Origin of the sequence: Pseudomonas sp. TMW 2.1634, assembly GCF_001703595.1 — a bacterium.
GTDB classification, from domain to species: Bacteria; Pseudomonadota; Gammaproteobacteria; order Pseudomonadales; family Pseudomonadaceae; genus Aquipseudomonas; species Aquipseudomonas fragi.
On the sequence record NZ_CP016849.1, the window covers coordinates 2,718,150 to 2,735,789 of the forward strand.

The 17,640-nt window shown below is 60.7% G+C and carries 16 protein-coding genes and 1 pseudogene; 6 read left to right on the forward strand and 11 right to left on the reverse strand.

Translation table 11 applies throughout. The annotated features are described in order from the left end of the window. Positions 1–203 precede the first annotated feature (203 nt). The 3 genes and pseudogenes from BFC21_RS12895 to BFC21_RS12905 all read left to right on the forward strand — a co-directional run bounded on the left by BFC21_RS12895 (position 204) and on the right by BFC21_RS12905 (position 3,480). Positions 204–1,016: an inner membrane protein YpjD gene (locus BFC21_RS12895; RefSeq protein ID WP_088378052.1), complete on the forward strand. Its 813-nt coding sequence runs from the start codon at positions 204–206 to the stop codon at positions 1,014–1,016. 189 nt (positions 1,017–1,205) lie between these two features. Continuing rightward, positions 1,206–1,907: pseudogene (locus BFC21_RS12900) on the forward strand (transporter associated domain-containing protein); the annotation flags it as partial. 256 nt (positions 1,908–2,163) lie between these two features. After that, positions 2,164–3,480, forward strand: a complete 1,317-nt coding sequence (locus BFC21_RS12905; RefSeq protein ID WP_088378053.1) for an MFS transporter — start codon at positions 2,164–2,166, stop codon at positions 3,478–3,480. 108 nt (positions 3,481–3,588) lie between these two features. Here the strand turns inward: BFC21_RS12905 and purT are convergent, their stop codons facing one another. The 5 genes from purT to BFC21_RS12930 form a co-directional block, all read right to left on the reverse strand. Beyond that, a complete protein-coding gene (purT, locus tag BFC21_RS12910; RefSeq protein WP_016781910.1) occupies positions 3,589–4,770 on the reverse strand; it encodes a formate-dependent phosphoribosylglycinamide formyltransferase in 1,182 nt (393 codons plus the stop codon). 85 nt (positions 4,771–4,855) lie between these two features. Next, positions 4,856–5,317, reverse strand: coding sequence for a VUT family protein (locus tag BFC21_RS12915; protein WP_088378054.1), 462 nt, complete (start codon positions 5,315–5,317; stop codon positions 4,856–4,858). A gap of 177 nt (positions 5,318–5,494) precedes the next feature. Further along, positions 5,495–5,704, reverse strand: coding sequence for a DUF1289 domain-containing protein (locus BFC21_RS12920; RefSeq protein ID WP_016781908.1), 210 nt, complete (start codon positions 5,702–5,704; stop codon positions 5,495–5,497). Then, positions 5,701–6,225 (reverse strand): gamma carbonic anhydrase family protein, encoded by a 525-nt coding sequence (locus tag BFC21_RS12925; RefSeq protein WP_016781907.1) that lies wholly within the window; start codon positions 6,223–6,225, stop codon positions 5,701–5,703. The genes BFC21_RS12920 and BFC21_RS12925 overlap by 4 nt, the downstream gene beginning before the upstream one ends. A gap of 40 nt (positions 6,226–6,265) precedes the next feature. Then, positions 6,266–6,868 (reverse strand): CoA pyrophosphatase, encoded by a 603-nt coding sequence (locus BFC21_RS12930; RefSeq protein ID WP_088378055.1) that lies wholly within the window; start codon positions 6,866–6,868, stop codon positions 6,266–6,268. Positions 6,869–7,014: 146 nt separating this feature from the next. Between BFC21_RS12930 and BFC21_RS12935 the strand changes: the two genes are divergently transcribed. Together BFC21_RS12935 and BFC21_RS12940 are read left to right on the forward strand one after the other, a co-directional pair. Further along, complete coding sequence (locus tag BFC21_RS12935) at positions 7,015–7,572, forward strand: NUDIX hydrolase (protein WP_088378056.1); 558 nt, start codon at positions 7,015–7,017, stop codon at positions 7,570–7,572. 35 nt (positions 7,573–7,607) lie between these two features. Further along, positions 7,608–8,174: a murein L,D-transpeptidase family protein gene (locus BFC21_RS12940; protein WP_088378057.1), complete on the forward strand. Its 567-nt coding sequence runs from the start codon at positions 7,608–7,610 to the stop codon at positions 8,172–8,174. A gap of 72 nt (positions 8,175–8,246) precedes the next feature. On the opposite strand, the gene BFC21_RS12945 is transcribed toward BFC21_RS12940, so the two are convergent. Next, positions 8,247–8,558 carry a YqfO family protein gene (locus BFC21_RS12945; RefSeq protein WP_088378058.1) on the reverse strand — a complete coding sequence of 104 codons (312 nt, stop codon included), beginning with the start codon at positions 8,556–8,558 and terminating at the stop codon, positions 8,247–8,249. 4 nt (positions 8,559–8,562) lie between these two features. Beyond that, the gene (gene purL, locus BFC21_RS12950) at positions 8,563–12,459 is read right to left on the reverse strand and encodes a phosphoribosylformylglycinamidine synthase (RefSeq protein ID WP_088378059.1); all 3,897 of its coding nucleotides are present in this window, start codon (positions 12,457–12,459) and stop codon (positions 8,563–8,565) included. Positions 12,460–12,744: 285 nt separating this feature from the next. Between purL and mltF the strand changes: the two genes are divergently transcribed. After that, positions 12,745–14,202, forward strand: coding sequence for a membrane-bound lytic murein transglycosylase MltF (gene mltF, locus BFC21_RS12955; protein ID WP_095004669.1), 1,458 nt, complete (start codon positions 12,745–12,747; stop codon positions 14,200–14,202). 131 nt (positions 14,203–14,333) lie between these two features. On the opposite strand, the gene pdxJ is transcribed toward mltF, so the two are convergent. From pdxJ to rnc, 4 genes are all read right to left on the reverse strand, one after another. After that, positions 14,334–15,077, reverse strand: coding sequence for a pyridoxine 5'-phosphate synthase (gene pdxJ / locus BFC21_RS12960; RefSeq protein ID WP_086798585.1), 744 nt, complete (start codon positions 15,075–15,077; stop codon positions 14,334–14,336). Positions 15,078–15,127: 50 nt separating this feature from the next. Then, positions 15,128–15,817 carry a DNA repair protein RecO gene (gene recO / locus BFC21_RS12965; protein ID WP_095004670.1) on the reverse strand — a complete coding sequence of 230 codons (690 nt, stop codon included), beginning with the start codon at positions 15,815–15,817 and terminating at the stop codon, positions 15,128–15,130. A gap of 125 nt (positions 15,818–15,942) precedes the next feature. Then, complete coding sequence (gene era, locus BFC21_RS12975) at positions 15,943–16,845, reverse strand: GTPase Era (protein ID WP_016781898.1); 903 nt, start codon at positions 16,843–16,845, stop codon at positions 15,943–15,945. Further along, positions 16,838–17,527 carry a ribonuclease III gene (gene rnc, locus BFC21_RS12980; protein WP_029611545.1) on the reverse strand — a complete coding sequence of 230 codons (690 nt, stop codon included), beginning with the start codon at positions 17,525–17,527 and terminating at the stop codon, positions 16,838–16,840. Before rnc ends, era begins: the two co-directional genes overlap by 8 nt. Positions 17,528–17,640 lie beyond the last annotated feature (113 nt).

Here is a 17,640-nt window from a genome sequence, read left to right on the forward strand (position 1 = left end):
ATCCTTTCAGGCCCAAAGTAGACCGGGGTTATTGCGGCCCAGCCCGTGTAAAACTGATGCTCGGCGAGCCTGCGGCGTGGGCAGGTCGCGGATTATAGCGAAGACTGGCCGCCTCCGACACCATGCCGTCGGCTTATGTGGTCTTTCGTGTACAGGCGGTTGTATGCCAAACTCAGTCCTTTCGGGCTTGTCTAACAGGATTTATGCTCCCCTTGTCACCCAGCTTGCTACCCAGCCTCGCCGCCGCCTGCTTGTATGCCGCTGCGACCTTCTATCAGGGCTCTTGTCTGCGCCAAGGCGCAAAGGCAAACAAACGCCTGTTGGTGACGCTCGGCATTCTTGCCGTGCTCGCCCACGCCGCCAGCCTGTTTACCCACCTGATGACGCCTGCCGGCCTCGAACTGGACTTTTTCAGTGCGGCCAGCCTGATTGCCGTGGCCGTAATCAGCGTGACCCTGGTGGCCTGCGCACGCATCCCGGTCGAAAACCTGCTGCTGCTTCTATACCCGCTGGGCATGCTGACGGTACTGCTGTCCGAATTCGCACCGCCCGGCACGGTTCAGGTCATTAATGAAGAGCCGGGCATTCTCGCGCATATCCTGCTGTCGATCCTGGCCTATGGCATGTTCACCATTGCGGTGTTCCAGGCGCTGCTGCTGTCGCTGCAGAACTATCAGCTCAAGCACAAGCACCCCAAGGGCCTGATCAAGAACTTCCCGCCGCTGCAGACGATGGAGAGCCTGCTGTTCGGCTTCCTCTGGGCCGGCTGGTCGCTGCTTTCGCTGTCCCTGATTTCCGGCTGGCTGTTCCTGGGCAACCTGTTCGCCCAGCACCTGGTGCACAAAACCCTGCTGGCCTGCCTGGCATGGATCGTATTCAGCGTGTTGCTGTGGGGCCGTCACCACCTCGGCTGGCGCGGCCACAAAGCCATCCGCTGGACGTTTGCCGGTTTTTGCCTGCTGATGCTGGCCTACTTTGGCAGCAAGCTGGTTCGTGAATACATACTGCATATCTGACGGGCGATAATTATGGATAGCTTGCCCCCCGGGCCGATTCTGGCGGCCTCGGCACTATTGATTGCTGGAGCCGGCATCCTTGTCGGCTATGTACTGGGCAAGCGCGGCGCGGCCGCAAGGCGCGCGCAAGCCCTGCAACCACGCGAAGAACTGCCCCAGCAGCAGGACGAGCAATCCAGCAGTCGCCCGCCATTGCTGTCCGGCATCCATGCGCTGGACAACATCACGGTCAACGACATCCTGATCCCGCGCAGCGAAGTCGAGGGCCTGAACCTCGACGACCCGATCGAGGAACTGATCGAACAGCTGCGCCAGACCACGCGTACGCGCCTGCCGGTGTTTCACAACGACATCAACCAGGTCGAAGCCATCCTCAACACCCGCCACATCCAACACATGCTGCCCGACGCCAGCCTGACCAAAGAGGCATTGCTGGCCGTTTGTCACGAACCCTACTTCATCCCTGAAAGCACCCCGCTGCAATTGCAACTGCTGAACTTTCACAAGCAGCAGCGCCGGCTGGGCGTGGTGGTCGATGAATACGGCGAAGTGCTCGGCATCGTGACGCTTGAAGACATCCTCGAAGAGATCGTTGGCGAGTTCGAAGACGAGCAAAACATCGACAACCCGCATATCGACCCCCTGCCCGACGGCCGTTATGTGGTCGACGGGGCCGCCTCCATTCGCGAGTTGAACAAGGCCTTGGGCTGGCACCTGCCCTGCGACGGCCCCAAAACCCTCAACGGCCTGGTCACCGAAGCGCTGGAAACCATCCCCGAAACCACTGTATGCCTGAAAATCGGCGGCTATCGCCTGGAAATCCTCCAGACCGAAGAAAACCGTGTCAGCCGCGTATTGATCTGGCACAACAGCGTCAAGCCCGCGGTTTAATCGCCGCGCAAGGTCTTGTTACATTTGAACGGGCCTCCCTATAATCTTCCTCGCTTACCCAAGCCTCGCCGACCCGCGTGTTACCCGCACCCTGCGCTGTCGGCGCGTTGCTTTACGCAGTACCTGCGTACGTTCCCATCCTGAACTGCGCTTGCACCCTGTTATCCCTCAGGGCCAACGACCATAAAAATTGCTCGCCATGTCACGCCGCAACGGCAGGCATCGGCCACAGCTCATAACTGTCAGGGATATACGCATGACCTCCAGCACCACCTATAGCGAAGCTACGCCCGACAAGCCGGTCAACTCCGCGACCCGCGTAGCCACGGCCAGCTTTATCGGCACGGCCATCGAGTTCTATGACTTCTATGTGTATGCCACCGCCGCAGCACTGGTCATCGGCCCGGTATTTTTCCCGCAGACCTCCGGCACCGCACAAATGCTGTCGGCGTTTCTGACCTTCGGTATCGCCTTTCTTGCTCGCCCCCTGGGCTCCTTCCTGTTTGGCCACTTCGGTGACCGCATCGGACGCAAATCCACGCTGGTGGCCTCGCTGTTGTTGATGGGTGTGTGTACCACCCTGATCGGCGTGCTGCCGGGCTATGCCACCATCGGCGCCTGGGCCCCGATCCTGCTGTGCGTGCTGCGCTTCGGCCAGGGCCTGGGGCTGGGCGGGGAATGGGGCGGCGCGGCATTGCTGGCCACCGAGAACGCCCCCAAGGGCAAACGTGCCTGGTACGGCATGTTCCCGCAACTGGGGCCTTCGATCGGCTTTCTGGCGGCCAACGGGCTGTTTCTGGTTCTGGCCATGAGCCTGAGCGATGAGCAGTTCCGCTCCTGGGGCTGGCGCATTCCGTTCCTGCTCAGTGCAGCACTGGTGATGGTCGGCCTGTATGTACGCCTGAAGCTGGAAGAGACCCCGGTCTTCGCCAAGGCCCTGGCGCAACACGAACGGGTGAAAATGCCGATTGTCGAGCTGTTCAGCCAGTACTGGGCGCCGATGCTGCTGGGCGCGGCATCGATGGTGGTGTGTTATGCGCTGTTCTATATCTCGACGGTGTTTTCCCTGAGTTATGGCGTTGCCACGCTGGGCTATACCCGCGAAACCTTCCTCGGCCTGCTGTGTTTTGCCGTGCTGTTTATGGCGGCGGCCACCCCGCTGTCAGCCTGGGCCAGTGACCGTTATGGGCGCAAACCAGTGCTGGTGGTTGGCGGCGTGCTGGCGATTTTGTCCGGCTTTTTGATGGAGCCCCTGCTCACCCACGGCACCACCTGGGGTGTGGCGCTGTTTCTGTGCATTGAGCTGTTTCTGATGGGGGTGACATTCGCCCCGATGGGCGCCCTGTTGCCGGAACTGTTCCCGACCCGCGTGCGCTACACCGGTGCGTCGGCGGCTTACAACCTGGGCGGGATTGTCGGCGCCTCGGCGGCACCGTTCTTTGCCCAGAAACTGGTGAGCATGGGCGGTTTGAGCTGGGTCGGCGGGTATGTGTCGGGCGCAGCGATTCTCAGCCTGATAGCCGTGCTGTGCCTGAAGGAAACGAAAGAAGCTGACCTGAACAAGGTCGCGTAAAGAAACACTCAACCTGTGGGAGCGGGCTTGCCCGCGATTGCAACGCCTCGGTACATCAGATGTACCCAGTCGCTTGAATCGCGGGCAAGCCCGCTCCCACAAGGGTTTTTACAGCTCTACAACTACCGCCTTGGCCGCACGGGTGGCTTTGGCGCGGGCGGCTTCGATCGACTCGTCACGCGCCAGGGCCACGCCCATGCGGCGCTGGCCATTGACCTCTGGCTTGCCGAACAGGCGCAAGGCCGTGTCCGGCTCGCTCAGGGCTGCACCCAGGTTGGCGAAGGCGGTCTGGGTCGACTGCCCTTCCACCAGAATCACCGCCGAGGCCGATGGCCCGAACTGGCGGATCAACGGAATCGGCAAACCCAGAATCGCCCGCGCATGCAGCGCAAACTGCGACAAGTCCTGGGAAATCAGGGTCACCAGGCCGGTATCGTGCGGGCGCGGCGACACTTCGCTGAACCACACCTGATCGCCCTTGATAAACAGCTCGACGCCAAACAGGCCACGACCACCCAATGCCTCGGTCACGGCCCTGGCCACACGCTCGGACTCGGCCAGCGCAATCGGGCTCATGGCCTGTGGCTGCCAGGACTCCTGATAGTCGCCCTTCTCCTGACGGTGACCGACCGGCGCGCAGAACGTGGTGCCGCCCACATGGCGCACGGTCAGCAGCGTAATTTCGTAGTCAAAGTCGATAAAGCCTTCAACGATGACCCGCCCTTTACCCGCCCGGCCGCCTTCCTGCGCGTAATCCCACGCAGCTTTTACATCATCGGCGCTGCGCAGCAGGCTCTGGCCCTTGCCCGACGAACTCATCACCGGCTTGACCACACACGGGAAGCCCAGGTCCAGCACGGCAGCGCTGTAGTCTTCAAAGGTGTCGGCAAAGTGGTACGGCGAAGTCGGCAGGTCCAGCTCTTCAGCCGCCAGACGGCGAATGCCTTCGCGGTTCATGGTCAACGAGGTGGCGCGGGCAGTCGGGATGACGGTAAAACCTTCAGCTTCCAGCTCGACCAGGGTCGCGGTGGCGATGGCTTCGATTTCCGGAACGATAAAGTGCGGTTTTTCAGCTTCGATCACGGCACGCAGGGCGGCACCATCGAGCATGTTGATCACATGGCTGCGGTGGGCAACCTGCATGGCGGGTGCATTGGCATAGCGATCGACAGCGATCACTTCGACCCCCAGGCGCTGCAATTCGATGACAACTTCTTTGCCCAGCTCACCGCAGCCACACAACATGACGCGGGTGGCAGTGGGCGACAGTGGAGTTCCGATACGGGTCATTTCAGGTCCTCAAGGAAACAAATCATCGAAGGCACTGACCACGCCAGCGCCTGCAGGGGGATACAAAGGCCGGCATTTTACATGACTAGACCGCGGCTTTGCGTAAACGCCAGGCCATCGCCAGCCATACGCAGGTAACACCGGCGAATTTCGACGCCATCGCGGTAATGATCACGCCAGGGGTGAACGCATCGATCATGCCGAAGAAGATAAAGGTGTCGATCGGGATGCTCAGCGCGGAACTGATCCACAGGCGGTCATGCAAAGGGCGCTTGGTGATGCTGAACACCAGCCAGTCGATGCACTCGGAGACGGCGAACGCCGTGGCGCTGGCCAGGGCTATGGAAGGATCGGAGGTGATGTATGACAGCACCAGCGCCGCCAGCATGGCCAGCAGGGCGCCGTGGCCGAAGCGGGTTTGCACCATGTCGCGCAATACAAAGACCAGGCCACCCCAGGCCGACCAGATAATGTCCAGGTGCGGTGCCGTGGAAAACGCGAAGTTGATCAGCACGACGCTGGCGATATAAGCGAGAAGAAACAGCATGGCAGCGGGCGACACCTCTGAATAAGGCGCACAGGGTACTTGAGTCGCAGTCGATTTTGTACCCGCGACATTCCCCTGTGGGAGCGGGCTTGCTCGCGATGGCATCAGCGCAGTTGGCCTGACAGGCCACGCCGTCTGCATCGCGAGCAAGCCCGCTGCCACAGAAAAGATAAGCTGTCAGCTACCCGAACCCAGCATCCACACCACGCCACTGGCCTTGGCGCGCTCATGGCACAACACCAGTACCTCGCGACGTTCCGGGTTGGTCATGCGGCTCCAGCGGGTAATTTCTGCCACGGTGCGCTGGCAACCGCTGCACACGTCATCGTCGTCCAGCGCGCAAATGTTCACGCAGGGCGAGGCGACCGGGCGCTCTGCTTCTGTCATTGCTCCTGCACCTCAAGCTCACGGGCATAGCGCTGGCCGTTCTTGACGTAGTGGGCCGCGCTGGCCTCCAGCAGTTTTTTCTGTTCATCGGTGAGGTCGCGCACCACCTTGCCCGGCGAGCCCATGACCAGCGAACCGTCCGGGATTTCCTTGCCCTCGCCAATCAGCGAGTTGGCGCCAATGATGCAGTGCTTGCCGATTTTGGCGCCGTTGAGGATCACCGCATTGATCCCGATCAGGCTGTAATCGCCCACCGTACACCCATGCAGCATGGCGTTGTGGCCGATGGTCACGCCCGTACCGAGGGTCAGCGGGTAGCCCATGTCGGTGTGCATTACCGCGCCATCCTGCACATTGCTGTGCTTGCCGATCAGGATCAGCTCGTTGTCACCGCGCAACACGGCGTTGAACCAGACACTGGCGCCCTCCTCCAGCCGTACCTTGCCAATCAGGGTGGCCGTGGGTGCGGTCCAGCTTTCGGGGTGGGTTTCGACGAGCGAGTCGCCCAGGCGATATTTCATGGGATGTCCTCAAGGCAGGCGTGGCCGTCTGCAGACGGCTCTAGATTGGAATGGAACGTTCAGGCGGGGTATGCAGGTTGATATTGACGTCGTCATAGAGCAGGTTCATCAGCTCCACAATCATGATTGCCGTCAGCCCCCAGATTTTGTAAACGCCAAAACGGTAGCTCGGCACATACCAGCTGCGGCCCTGGTAGTCGATGCGATGAGTGTGCTCACGCGGGTCCTGGCGAAAGAACTCCAGCGGCACGCTGAACACGGCGGCGATTTCGGCGTCATTGGCCAGATACTCAACGTAGTCCGGGACCACACCGACATAAGGAGTGACGCGAATACCGTGCAATGAAATCAGCGGGCTCAGCGGCCCGATCACCTCGACCAGCCCCGGCGGCAAACCGATCTCTTCTTCGGCCTCACGCAAGGCGGTGAACACCAGGTCCGGGTCTTCCGGGTCGCGGCGCCCGCCCGGAAAAGCCACTTCACCACCGTGGGTCGACAACCCGCTGGCACGCAGGGTAAGAATCAGTTCAGGCTCAGAACTGCGCGTTACCGGCAACAACACCGCAGCTTCCGGGAAATTCCGCTCTGTTTCCAGCGTCCGTGGGGTATAGCGGCTCACACGGCCAAGCAGCTCGTCCAGCATAGGTCATCTCGATCCGTCACTTATCGGGCATCATGCACCAAATCGCCCCGGGCACCCAAGCCCTACAGTGTCGCAGGCCGCCATGCCGCACTTGCCGCCAGGCCGCTTCACCCCCCAAGATAGGCACCAGAGCCAGAGACCCCAGCATGAAATTTTGCAGCCAGTGCGGCCATACCGTCAGCCAGCTTGTCCCCTTGGGCGATTCACGCCTGCGGTATGTCTGCGACCATTGCCAGACCGTTCATTATCAAAACCCCAATATCGTCGCCGGCTGCGTGCCCGTGTGGGGTACGCAGGTGCTGTTGTGCCGCCGCGCCATCGAGCCGCGCAAAGGCTACTGGACGCTGCCCGCAGGCTTTATGGAGAACGGCGAAACGGTCGAAAACGCCGCCCGGCGCGAGACCCTGGAAGAAGCCTGTGCCGTGGTTGAAAACCTGGCCATCTACACCTTGATCGATGTGCCACATATCAATCAGGTGCATATTTTCTACCGCGCCGACCTGCTGGCCCCGGACTTCGCGGCCGGTGAAGAGAGCCTTGAGGTGCGCCTGTTTGAAGAAGCCGACATCCCTTGGTCAGAGCTGGCTTTCCGCACGGTCAGCCGTACCTTAGAATGCTTTTTCGCTGACCGCCCGGGTGCCATCTACCCCGTGCGCAGCGAGGCTGTACCACCCCTGGCCAGCCTCAACACACCCCAACAATAATGCTGATTGCCTAGTACCTCAGGAATACCCCTCTAATGCGTTGGTTGCTCGCTGCCCTCTGTCTGTCATTTGCCGTTACCTGCCAGGCTTCTGTTGTCATCACCGTAAACGGCAAACCCGTTGATAAAAATCAGGTCCTCAAGCCAGCCCCGTCGTCACAACCGGTGCGTGCCGGGCAGAACATCGACAAGGTGCTGGTCACCAAGTCGGCGCGCAAGCTGGAACTGATCAGCAATGGCAAGCCCATCAAGACCTACCGCATCTCCCTGGGCAAACAGCCCAAGGGCCCGAAAATGCGCGAGGGCGACAAGCGCACCCCCGAAGGCATCTACTGGGTCGACTGGCGCAAAAAAAGCGACAAGTTCAACCTGGCCATGCATATCAACTACCCCAATATCAGCGACGCGGCCACGGCGCGACGTGAAGGCTTGAACCCGGGCTCGATGATCATGATCCACGGCACGCCCGACAGCGAAGACAACCCCGAAGAGCTGTTCCATACCCTGGACTGGACCGACGGTTGCATCGCCATGAAAAACCACGAGATGCGCGAAGTCTGGAACCTGGTTCCCGACGGCACCATGGTTGAAATCCGCCCGTAACCCGGCACCACGCAAACAACAAAAAACCCGCTGACCGTTACCGGTTCAGCGGGTTTTTTATGTGCCGCGTGGCTAGAAATCAGCCAGTTGCCACACTTCGTACGCGGGCGTTTCATACGGGTGGCTGAGCTTGAGCGCAGCCACCACGGCCTGAATCAGATCATCGGCAACGACCAGTTCAACCTTCCATTCCCCCACATACTCGACCTGACCGGTTTGCCCGATAAACGGCTGACTGCCGTCCAGCGCACGAAACTGGCCCTGGCCCATGGTTTGCCAGGCGCAGTGGTCATAGCTGCCGATCCGTCCGCCACCGGCGGCGAATACGGCATCCTTGACCCCATCCACATGACTTGGGGGAACGAAAAAGCTGAGCTTGTACATGCGCTTAATCGACCCACACACGAGCGTTACGGAACATGCGCAACCACGGCGCGTCTTCGCTCCACTCTTCCGGGCGCCACGAGTTCTGCACGGCGCGGAATACCCGCTCCGGGTGCGGCATCATGATGGTCACACGGCCGTCACGGCTGGTCAGGCCGGTGATCCCGCGCGGCGAGCCGTTCGGGTTGGCCGGGTAGTTTTCCGTGACCTTGCCGTGGTTGTCGACGAAGCGCAGAGCCACCGCGCCGGACAGGTCCGCCTGCAACATGGCTTCTTCGCTGGCGAACTCGGCATGGCCTTCACCGTGAGCGATGGCGATCGGCATGCGCGAACCGGCCATGCCCTGCAGGAAGATCGAGTTCGACTCCTGCACCTGAACCATCGCCACGCGGGCTTCGAACTGCTCGGAACGGTTGCGCACAAAGTGCGGCCACAGCTCGCTGCCAGGGATCAGTTCGCTCAGGTTGGACATCATCTGGCAACCGTTGCACACACCCAGGGAGAAGCTGTCAGTGCGTTCGAAGAAGCTCTGGAACGCATCGCGGGCACGGGCATTGAACAGCGCCGACTTGGCCCAGCCTTCACCGGCACCCAGCACGTCGCCGTAGGAGAAACCACCGCAGGCAACCAGACCCTTGAACTCATTCAGGTCGACACGGCCGGCCAGAATGTCGCTCATGTGTACGTCGATAGCATTGAAACCGGCACGGTCAAACGCTGCGGCCATTTCAACCTGGCCGTTGACGCCCTGCTCACGCAGAACGGCCACTTGCGGGCGAATGCCTTTCTTGATGTACGGCGCGCTGATATTGGCGTTCACGTCAAAGCTCAACTGGGCGGTCAGGCCCGGGTTGTCTTCTTCGAGCAGTACATCGAACTCTTGCTGCGCGCAGTCCGCGTTGTCACGCATGCGCTGGATCTGGAAGCTGGTTTCAGCCCACTGGCGCTGCAACTCGCCACGCTGACCGGCAAACACTTTTTCACCGTTGAAGGTGATGGTGACTTCGCTGTTGTTCAGCGGCTGGCCGATCACGTCTACGCACTCACCCAGGCCTGCGGCGCTGAACTGTGCAAGCACATCAGCGGTCGCGTCCTGACGCACCTGAATCACGGCACCCAGTTCTTCGTTGAACAGGATGGCCGGCAGCTGGCTGGCGCTGTCTGCGAGGCAGTCGAGGGTCAGGTTCAGGCCGCAGTGACCGGCAAACGCCATTTCCATCACGCTGGTCAGCAAACCACCGTCGGAACGGTCGTGGTAAGCCAGCAGGTGGCCATCAGCATTCAGGCCCTGGATCACGGCGAAGAAGGCCTTGAGGTCTTCTGCGTCGTCGACGTCAGGGGCCTGCTTGCCCAGCTTGCCGTAGGTCTGGGCCAGGATCGAGGCGCCCATGCGGTTCTGGCCACGGCCCAGGTCGATCAGGATCAGATCGGTCAGGCCCTTGTCCATGCGCAGTACCGGGGTCAGGGTCTGGCGAATGTCGAGCACCGGGGCAAAACCGGTCACTACCAGCGACAGCGGCGAGGTCACGGTTTTGTCCGTGCCCTCTTCGCTCCAGCGGGTTTGCATCGACATCGAGTCCTTGCCCACCGGGATGGTGATGCCCAGCTCTGGGCACAGTTCCATGCCGACAGCTTTGACCGTGTCGTACAGACGGGCGTCTTCACCCGGGTGGCCGGCAGCGGACATCCAGTTGGCGGACAGCTTGATATCGCTGATCTTGCCAATGCGCGAAGCGGCGATGTTGGTCAGGGTTTCACCAATGGCCATGCGGCCCGATGCCGGAGCATCCAGCAGTGCCAGCGGGGTACGCTCGCCCATGGCCATGGCTTCGCCGGTGTAGACGTCGAAGCTGGTTGCGGTGACGGCCACGTCAGCCACAGGCACCTGCCACGGGCCAACCATCTGGTCGCGGGCAACCAGGCCGGTGATGGTGCGGTCGCCGATGGTGATCAGGAAGCTTTTGCTGGCCACGGCCGGGTGGTGCAGGACGCGCTCGACGCACTCGCCGATGCTCAGCGCAGCAGGGTCGAAGTCATCGCCCAGCTCTTCTTCGCGAACAGCCGAACGGTGCATGCGCGGGGCCTTGCCCAGCAACACTTCCAGTGGCATGTCCACCGGGCTGTTGCCGAAGTGGCTGTCGGTCACGGTCAACTGCGGTTCGGCAGTGGCTTCACCGACAACGGCAAACGGGCAACGCTCCCGCTCGCAGATCGCCTGGAAGCGCTCGAAATCTTCGACGCCCACGGCCAGCACATAACGTTCCTGGGATTCGTTGCTCCAGATTTCGTGCGGGGCCATGCCCGGCTCGTCGTTTGGAATGTTGCGCAGTTCGAAACGGCCACCGCGGTCACCGTCGTTCACCAACTCAGGGAAGGCGTTGGACAGACCACCGGCACCCACGTCGTGGATAAAGCTGATCGGGTTCTTGTCACCCAGCTGCCAGCAACGGTCGATCACTTCCTGGCAACGGCGTTCCATTTCCGGGTTTTCGCGCTGTACCGAAGCGAAGTCCAGGTCAGCCGAGCTTGCGCCGGTGGCCATCGAGGAGGCAGCACCGCCACCCAGGCCGATCAGCATGGCCGGGCCGCCCAGCACGATAAGCTTGGAGCCTACGGTGATTTCGGCTTTCTGTACGTGTTCGGCGCGGATGTTGCCCATGCCGCCGGCCAACATGATCGGCTTGTGGTAACCACGCACTTCTTCGCCACGGGGGGTGGTGATGGACTGCTCGAATGTACGGAAGTAACCGGTCAGGGCCGGACGGCCGAATTCGTTGTTGAATGCAGCACCACCCAACGGGCCTTCGATCATGATGTCCAGCGCGGTCACAATGCGCTCAGGCTTGCCGTATGGCACTTCCCACGGCTGTTCAAAACCCGGGATCTGCAGGTTGGACACGGTGAAACCGGTCAGGCCGGCCTTTGGCTTGGCACCACGCCCGGTTGCACCTTCGTCACGGATCTCGCCACCGGAGCCGGTCGCCGCACCCGGGAACGGGGCAATGGCGGTCGGGTGGTTGTGGGTTTCAACCTTCATCAGGATGTGCACCGGCTCCTGCACCGCACCGTACTGGCGGGTTTCAGGGTCCGGGAAGAAACGCCCGGCAACACTGCCGACGATGACCGAGGCGTTGTCCTTATAAGCAGACAGAACGCCTTCGCTGTGCATCACGTAGGTGTTCTTGATCATGCCAAACAGGCTCTTGTCCTGGCTTTGGCCGTCAATGTCCCAGCTGGCGTTGAAGATCTTGTGGCGGCAATGCTCGGAGTTGGCCTGGGCAAACATCATCAGTTCGATGTCGTGCGGGTTGCGACCCAGACCGTTGAAAGCATTGACCAGATAGTCGATTTCGTCTTCGGCCAGGGCCAGGCCCAGCTCGACGTTGGCTTTTTCCAGCGCGGCGCGACCGCCACCCAGTACGTCAATGGCTGTCAGCGGCTTTGGTTCGGCGTGGCTGAACAAGCCGGCAGCCTGCTCCAGGGTACCCAGCACGATTTGCGTCATGCGGTCATGCAATGCAGCAGCGATCAGCTCGGCATCTGCGTCGCTGAACTGGCCAGCTACATAGAATGCAATGCCACGTTCCAGGCGCTGGATTTTCGCCAGGCCACAGTTACGGGCAATATCGCTGGCCTTGCTCGACCAGGGAGAAATGGTGCCAAACCGCGGCAACACCAGGAACAGTCGGCCACTCGGCTCTTGGACCGGCACGCTTGGGCCGTACTTCAGGAGACGAGCCAGTACCTGCTGTTCATCGCTGGTCAGCTCGCCGGTCGTATCGGCAAAGTGGGCGAATTCAGCATACAAACCCGTGACAGACGGAACCTTGAGGCTCAGTTGTGCAAGGAGTTTGCTGTGGCGAAAGGCAGAAAGGGCAGGAGCGCCGCGCAGGATCAACATCTTCGGGACAGCCTCGGGAGGGGTATGCTTTGAGGCCCGGCATTCTAGCGTAAACCATCGCCAACGGCACCCGAAACGGCACACCAGACGCATACCAAACGCGACTAATCGACCAAAGCCTTATTCTTTATGGCTATCAGCCGCTTGGCGCATGGTTGTTTATGATCTTTAAAGAGTCATCCACCCCCCATTCCACAAGGGTTTCAGCGATTTTCGCGGTCAATATCAGAATGACTGAAAATTGTCGAGATATGGCACCCGCGCTGCTTTGCGTATACTGCGCGGATGTTTTCTCTAACTGATATCCGCCCGCGCTGCGCCAAATGGCTGCTCGCAACCGGACTCTTCCTGATGCTCAGTGCCTGCGTTGAAAAACCCAGCACCCTGGAGCGTGTAAAGGAGGACGGGGTACTGCGGGTGATTACCCGTAACAGCCCCGCGACCTATTTTGAGGATCGCAACGGTGAAACCGGCTTCGAATACGAGCTGGTCAAACGCTTTGCCGACGACCTTGGGGTCGAGCTCAAGATCGAAACCGCCGACAACCTGGACGACATGTTCAACCAGCTGGGCCAGCCTGACGGCCCGGTTCTGGCTGCTGCCGGCCTGGTCAGCAGCGAGAAGCGCCTGCAACAAGCCCGGTTTTCCCACCCCTACCTCGAAGTCACACCGCAGATCATCTACCGCAACGGCCAGTCGCGGCCGACCTCTGCCGCTGACCTGGTGGGCAAGCGCATCACCGTGCTCAAGGGCAGCTCCCATGCCGAGCAACTGGCCGAGCTGAAAAAGCAGTATCCCGGGATCGAGTACGACGAATCCGACGCCGTTGAAGTGGTCGACTTGCTGCGCATGGTCGATGAAGGCCAGATTGACCTCACTCTGGTCGACTCCAACGAAGTGGCGATGAACCAGGTGTACTTCCCCAACGTGCGCGTGGCCTTTGACCTGGGCGATGCGCGCAGCCAGCGCTGGGCGGTGGCTGCAGGTGAAGACAACAGCCTGCTCAACGAGATCAACGCCTACCTGGACAAGGTGGAAAAAAACGGCACCCTGCAACGTCTCAAGGACCGTTACTACGGGCATGTGGACGTGCTTGGCTACGTCGGCGCCTACACCTTCGCCCAGCACCTGCAGCAACGCTTGCCCAAGTACGAAAAGTTCTTCAAGGAAGCAGCCAAGAAAGAGCAGATCGACTGGCGCCTGCTGGCGGCAATGGGTTATCAAGAATCCCTGTGGCAACCTGCCGTAACGTCAAAAACCGGCGTTCGCGGCCTGATGATGCTGACCCAAAACACAGCACAGGCGATGGGCGTGTCCAACCGCCTGGATGCCAGACAAAGCATCATGGGCGGTGCCAAGTACCTGGCGCTGATCAAGAGCGAACTGGACGATGATATTCAAGAGCCGGATCGCACCTGGTTTGCACTGGCGGCCTACAACGTGGGTGGCGGTCACCTTGAAGACGCGCGCAAGCTGGCCAAGAAGGAAGGCCTGAACCCGAACAAGTGGCTGGACGTCAAGAAAATGCTGCCTCGCCTTGCGCAGAAGCAGTGGTACAGCAAAACCCGCTATGGCTACGCCCGCGGCGGCGAGCCGGTGCACTTTGTGGCCAACATCCGTCGTTACTACGACATCCTGACCTGGGCTACACAGCCGCAGCTTGAAGGCGACCAGGCGGCGGACAGCAAACTGCACATCCCCGGCATCGACAAGACCAAGCCCAAGGAAGAGCCACAGCTTTAGCTGAGGGAGCGAGCCTGTTGTGGGAGCGGGCTTGCTCGCGATTGCCCCAGCATGGTCTTACAGGTAAAACCTGCCGCCCGCATCGCGAGCAAGCCCGCTCCCACAAGGTTCCAGGATCCGGCCCTCAGGTTTTAGTCTTTCGCGGCCGCCACGATCAGCGCTTTCATCTCGGCCACAGCCGACTTGAAGCCCACGAACAACGCATGCGCCACCAGCGCATGGCCAATGTTCAACTCGTTAATCCCCTTGATGGCCGCAACCGCTTCCACGTTGTGGTAATGCAAACCGTGGCCGGCATTGACGATTAGCCCTTGCGCCAGGCCAAACGCTACGCCATCGGCGACACGCTGCAGTTCTTCGGCGACTTCGGTCGGAGTCTGCGCATCGGCATAACGGCCCGTGTGCAGCTCGATCGCCGGGGCGCCAACGCGTTTTGAAGCTTCGATCTGACGCTCATCAGCATCGATAAACAGCGACACTTCACAGCCAATCCTGCTCAGCCGCTCGACCGCCGCCTTGATCCGCGCTTCTTGCCCGGCAACGTCCAGGCCGCCTTCGGTAGTCAGTTCCTGACGGGTTTCAGGCACCAGGCAGATATGCGCCGGGCGAATACGCTCGGCAAACACCATCATCTCTTCGGTAACGCCCATTTCGAAGTTCATGCGCGTTTGCAGCACGTCCTTGAGCAGCAACACATCACGCTCCTGGATATGCCGGCGGTCTTCGCGCAGGTGCACGGTAATGCCGTCGGCGCCCGCCTCTTCTGCATCCAGCGCCGCCTTGACCGGATCAGGGTAGCGCGTGCCGCGCGCCTGACGCAGTGTGGCTACGTGGTCGATGTTCACGCCGAGAAGAATGCGATTGCTTTGGGTCACGGGGGCTCTCCTGAAGAGTTGACGATTCGGCGCACAGCATACCGGTCTATTCAGGGCTTGCGAAACAACTCACGGCTGGCCAGCGGCTTGCCAGCCAAATGAACGGCCAATGCCTGACGCATCAGGCGCTTGGCTGCCGATAAGGCGCCCGCAACGGTCCAGTCAGCCTCGGCCATGCCGTGCAGCTCGGCGCCATGAAACAGCCCCGGCTGCACCAGGTAAATACGCTCAAGACCGGCATCCACTTGCAGGCGATACATGCCATCAGCCGCTACCGGTTCGCCGTGAATATCCTGCGTTAGTGAAAAGCCATAACCCAGGTCGTCCAGCAAGCGCCACTCGAATGCGCGCAGCAACGGCTCCAGCGGACGCCCTTCAGCCAGCGCCACCAGTGTCGCGGCATAGTGGTCAAACACTGCAGGATGGGGGTCTTCGGCAGGCAGTAGCCGAATCAGCAACTCATTGAGATAGAGACCGCTAAATAGCGCTTCGCCATTGAGCCAGGTGGCAATCCCGGCGCTCTCCATGCGTCCGACGTTTTTCAGCTCGCCGCGCCCGCGAAATTCGATTTCCAGCGGTACGAAAGGCCGTGCCAAGGTACCCGCCTTGCCCCGCGCACTGCGCAACACCGCCCGCAGGCGCCCTTGAGGCGTGATGAAGTCCACCAGCGCGCTGGTTTCACGGTAGGGGCGACTGTGCAGGACGTAGGCGAGTTGCGCGACGGGAGGCTTGCTGGACATGAGTCTGGTGTACCAAAGGCTAATGTGGGAGCGGGCTTGCTCGCGATGCAGGCAACCCGGAACTTCAGACAGACCGAGTTGATGCTATCGCGAGCAAGCCCGCTCCCACAGGGGTACTACGATGTTTACAGGTCGCCGTAACCCAGCGAACGCAGGGCGCGCTCGTCGTCGGACCAGCCGCCTTTCACTTTAACCCACAGGTTAAGCATGATCTTGGAGTCGAACAGCAGCTCCATATCCTTGCGCGCTTCGGTGCCGATGCGCTTGATACGCTCGCCCTTGTCGCCAATGATGATTTTTTTCTGACCGTCACGTTCAACCAGGATCAAAGCGTGGATATGCAGGGTCTTGCCCTGCTGCTTGAACTCTTCGATCTCGACGGTAATCTGGTACGGCAGCTCTGCACCCATCTGGCGCATGATCTTTTCGCGAACCAGTTCGGCGGCCAGGAAGCGGCTGCTGCGGTCGGTGATCTGGTCTTCCGGGAAGAAGTGCTCGTTTTCCGGCAGGTGATCGGCGATCACGCGCTCCAGCGCTTCAAGGTTGTGCCCATGCTGAGCCGAGATCGGGATGATCTGGGCGTTCGGCAGTTGCTCCTGAAGCCAGCTCAGGTGCGGCATCAGCTCGGCCTTGTCTTCGATGCGATCGGTCTTGTTCAACGCCACGATCAGCGGGCCGGTTACGTACTGCACGCGCTCCAGCACCATCTGGTCTTCGTCGGTCCACTTGGTGCGGTCAACAACGAAGATCACCACGTCGACGTCTTTCAACGCCGCCGAAGCGGTTTTGTTCATGTAGCGGTTCAGGGCCTTTTCGCCGCCCTTGTGCATGCCCGGGGTATCGACGTAGACCGCTTGCACATTGCCTTCGGTCTTGATGCCCAGCATGTTGTGGCGGGTGGTCTGGGGCTTGCGCGAGGTGATCGCCAGCTTTTGACCCAGGATATGGTTCAGCAGCGTGGATTTACCCACGTTTGGACGACCAACAATGGCAACGTAGCCACAGCGAGTTGCGGTTGTATCAGTCATGGCCATTCTCCACGCCAAGGGCAATCAGTGCTGCGGCGGCCGCTACCTGTTCGGCAATGCGACGGCTCACGCCCTGTCCCCGGCTTTTTTCATTCAATAAGGCAATCTCGCACTCGACAAAGAAGGTGCGGCAATGCGGTTCGCCCTGGATATCCACCACTTCGTAACGTGGCAGGTCGCAGGCACGCGACTGCAGGAACTCCTGCAGGCGGGTCTTTGGATCTTTGTTGGTATCGACCAGGGTCAGCGTCTCGAACTCGCTGGCCAGCCAGGCCAGTACGCGGTCGCGGGCGACTTCCATGCCGGCGTCCAGGTAAATGGCGCCGATCAGCGCTTCAAGGGCGTCTGCCAGGATCGATTCGCGGCGAAAACCACCGCTTTTCAGCTCGCCCGACCCCAGACGCAAGTACTCGCCCAGCTCAAAGCCTCGCGCCAGTACTGCCAGGGTTTCGCCTTTGACCAGGCGGGCACGCAAGCGTGACAACTGGCCTTCACGGGCCAACGGGAAGCGGTCAAACAAGGCTTCGCCGGCAACAAAATTGAGAATGGCATCACCCAGGAACTCAAGGCGCTCGTTATTGCGCCCCGCGAAACTGCGGTGTGTCAGGGCCAGAACCATCAGTTCCTGGTCTTTGAAGGTGTAGCCGAGCTGACGCTCTAAACGTTCTAAAGAAAAACTCACGATTTACCCACGCTGAGTTCGTGGCCGAATGTCACCACCGGACCGATATTAGGGATCAGTGATGCTCGTTTATCGCATAGCAAATGGACAGGGAACAGGCTGTTCGCCGCCGT

Bases quoted from the DNA above. Each gene is read 5' to 3' on its own strand.
- BFC21_RS12915 (WP_088378054.1), bottom strand. From the start codon at position 5,317: ATGCTGTTTCTTCTCGCTTATATCGCCAGCGTCGTGCTGATCAACTTC.
- mltF (WP_095004669.1), top strand. From the start codon at position 12,745: ATGTTTTCTCTAACTGATATCCGCCCGCGCTGCGCCAAATGGCTGCTC.
- BFC21_RS12895 (WP_088378052.1), top strand. From the start codon at position 204: ATGCTCCCCTTGTCACCCAGCTTGCTACCCAGCCTCGCCGCCGCCTGC.
- purL (WP_088378059.1), bottom strand. From the start codon at position 12,459: ATGTTGATCCTGCGCGGCGCTCCTGCCCTTTCTGCCTTTCGCCACAGC.
- BFC21_RS12930 (WP_088378055.1), bottom strand. From the start codon at position 6,868: ATGCTGGACGAGCTGCTTGGCCGTGTGAGCCGCTATACCCCACGGACG.
- BFC21_RS12905 (WP_088378053.1), top strand. From the start codon at position 2,164: ATGACCTCCAGCACCACCTATAGCGAAGCTACGCCCGACAAGCCGGTC.
- BFC21_RS12945 (WP_088378058.1), bottom strand. From the start codon at position 8,558: ATGTACAAGCTCAGCTTTTTCGTTCCCCCAAGTCATGTGGATGGGGTC.
- BFC21_RS12925 (WP_016781907.1), bottom strand. From the start codon at position 6,225: ATGAAATATCGCCTGGGCGACTCGCTCGTCGAAACCCACCCCGAAAGC.
- era (WP_016781898.1), bottom strand. From the start codon at position 16,845: ATGACTGATACAACCGCAACTCGCTGTGGCTACGTTGCCATTGTTGGT.
- BFC21_RS12935 (WP_088378056.1), top strand. From the start codon at position 7,015: ATGAAATTTTGCAGCCAGTGCGGCCATACCGTCAGCCAGCTTGTCCCC.
- purT (WP_016781910.1), bottom strand. From the start codon at position 4,770: ATGACCCGTATCGGAACTCCACTGTCGCCCACTGCCACCCGCGTCATG.
- recO (WP_095004670.1), bottom strand. From the start codon at position 15,817: ATGTCCAGCAAGCCTCCCGTCGCGCAACTCGCCTACGTCCTGCACAGT.
- BFC21_RS12940 (WP_088378057.1), top strand. From the start codon at position 7,608: ATGCGTTGGTTGCTCGCTGCCCTCTGTCTGTCATTTGCCGTTACCTGC.
- BFC21_RS12920 (WP_016781908.1), bottom strand. From the start codon at position 5,704: ATGACAGAAGCAGAGCGCCCGGTCGCCTCGCCCTGCGTGAACATTTGC.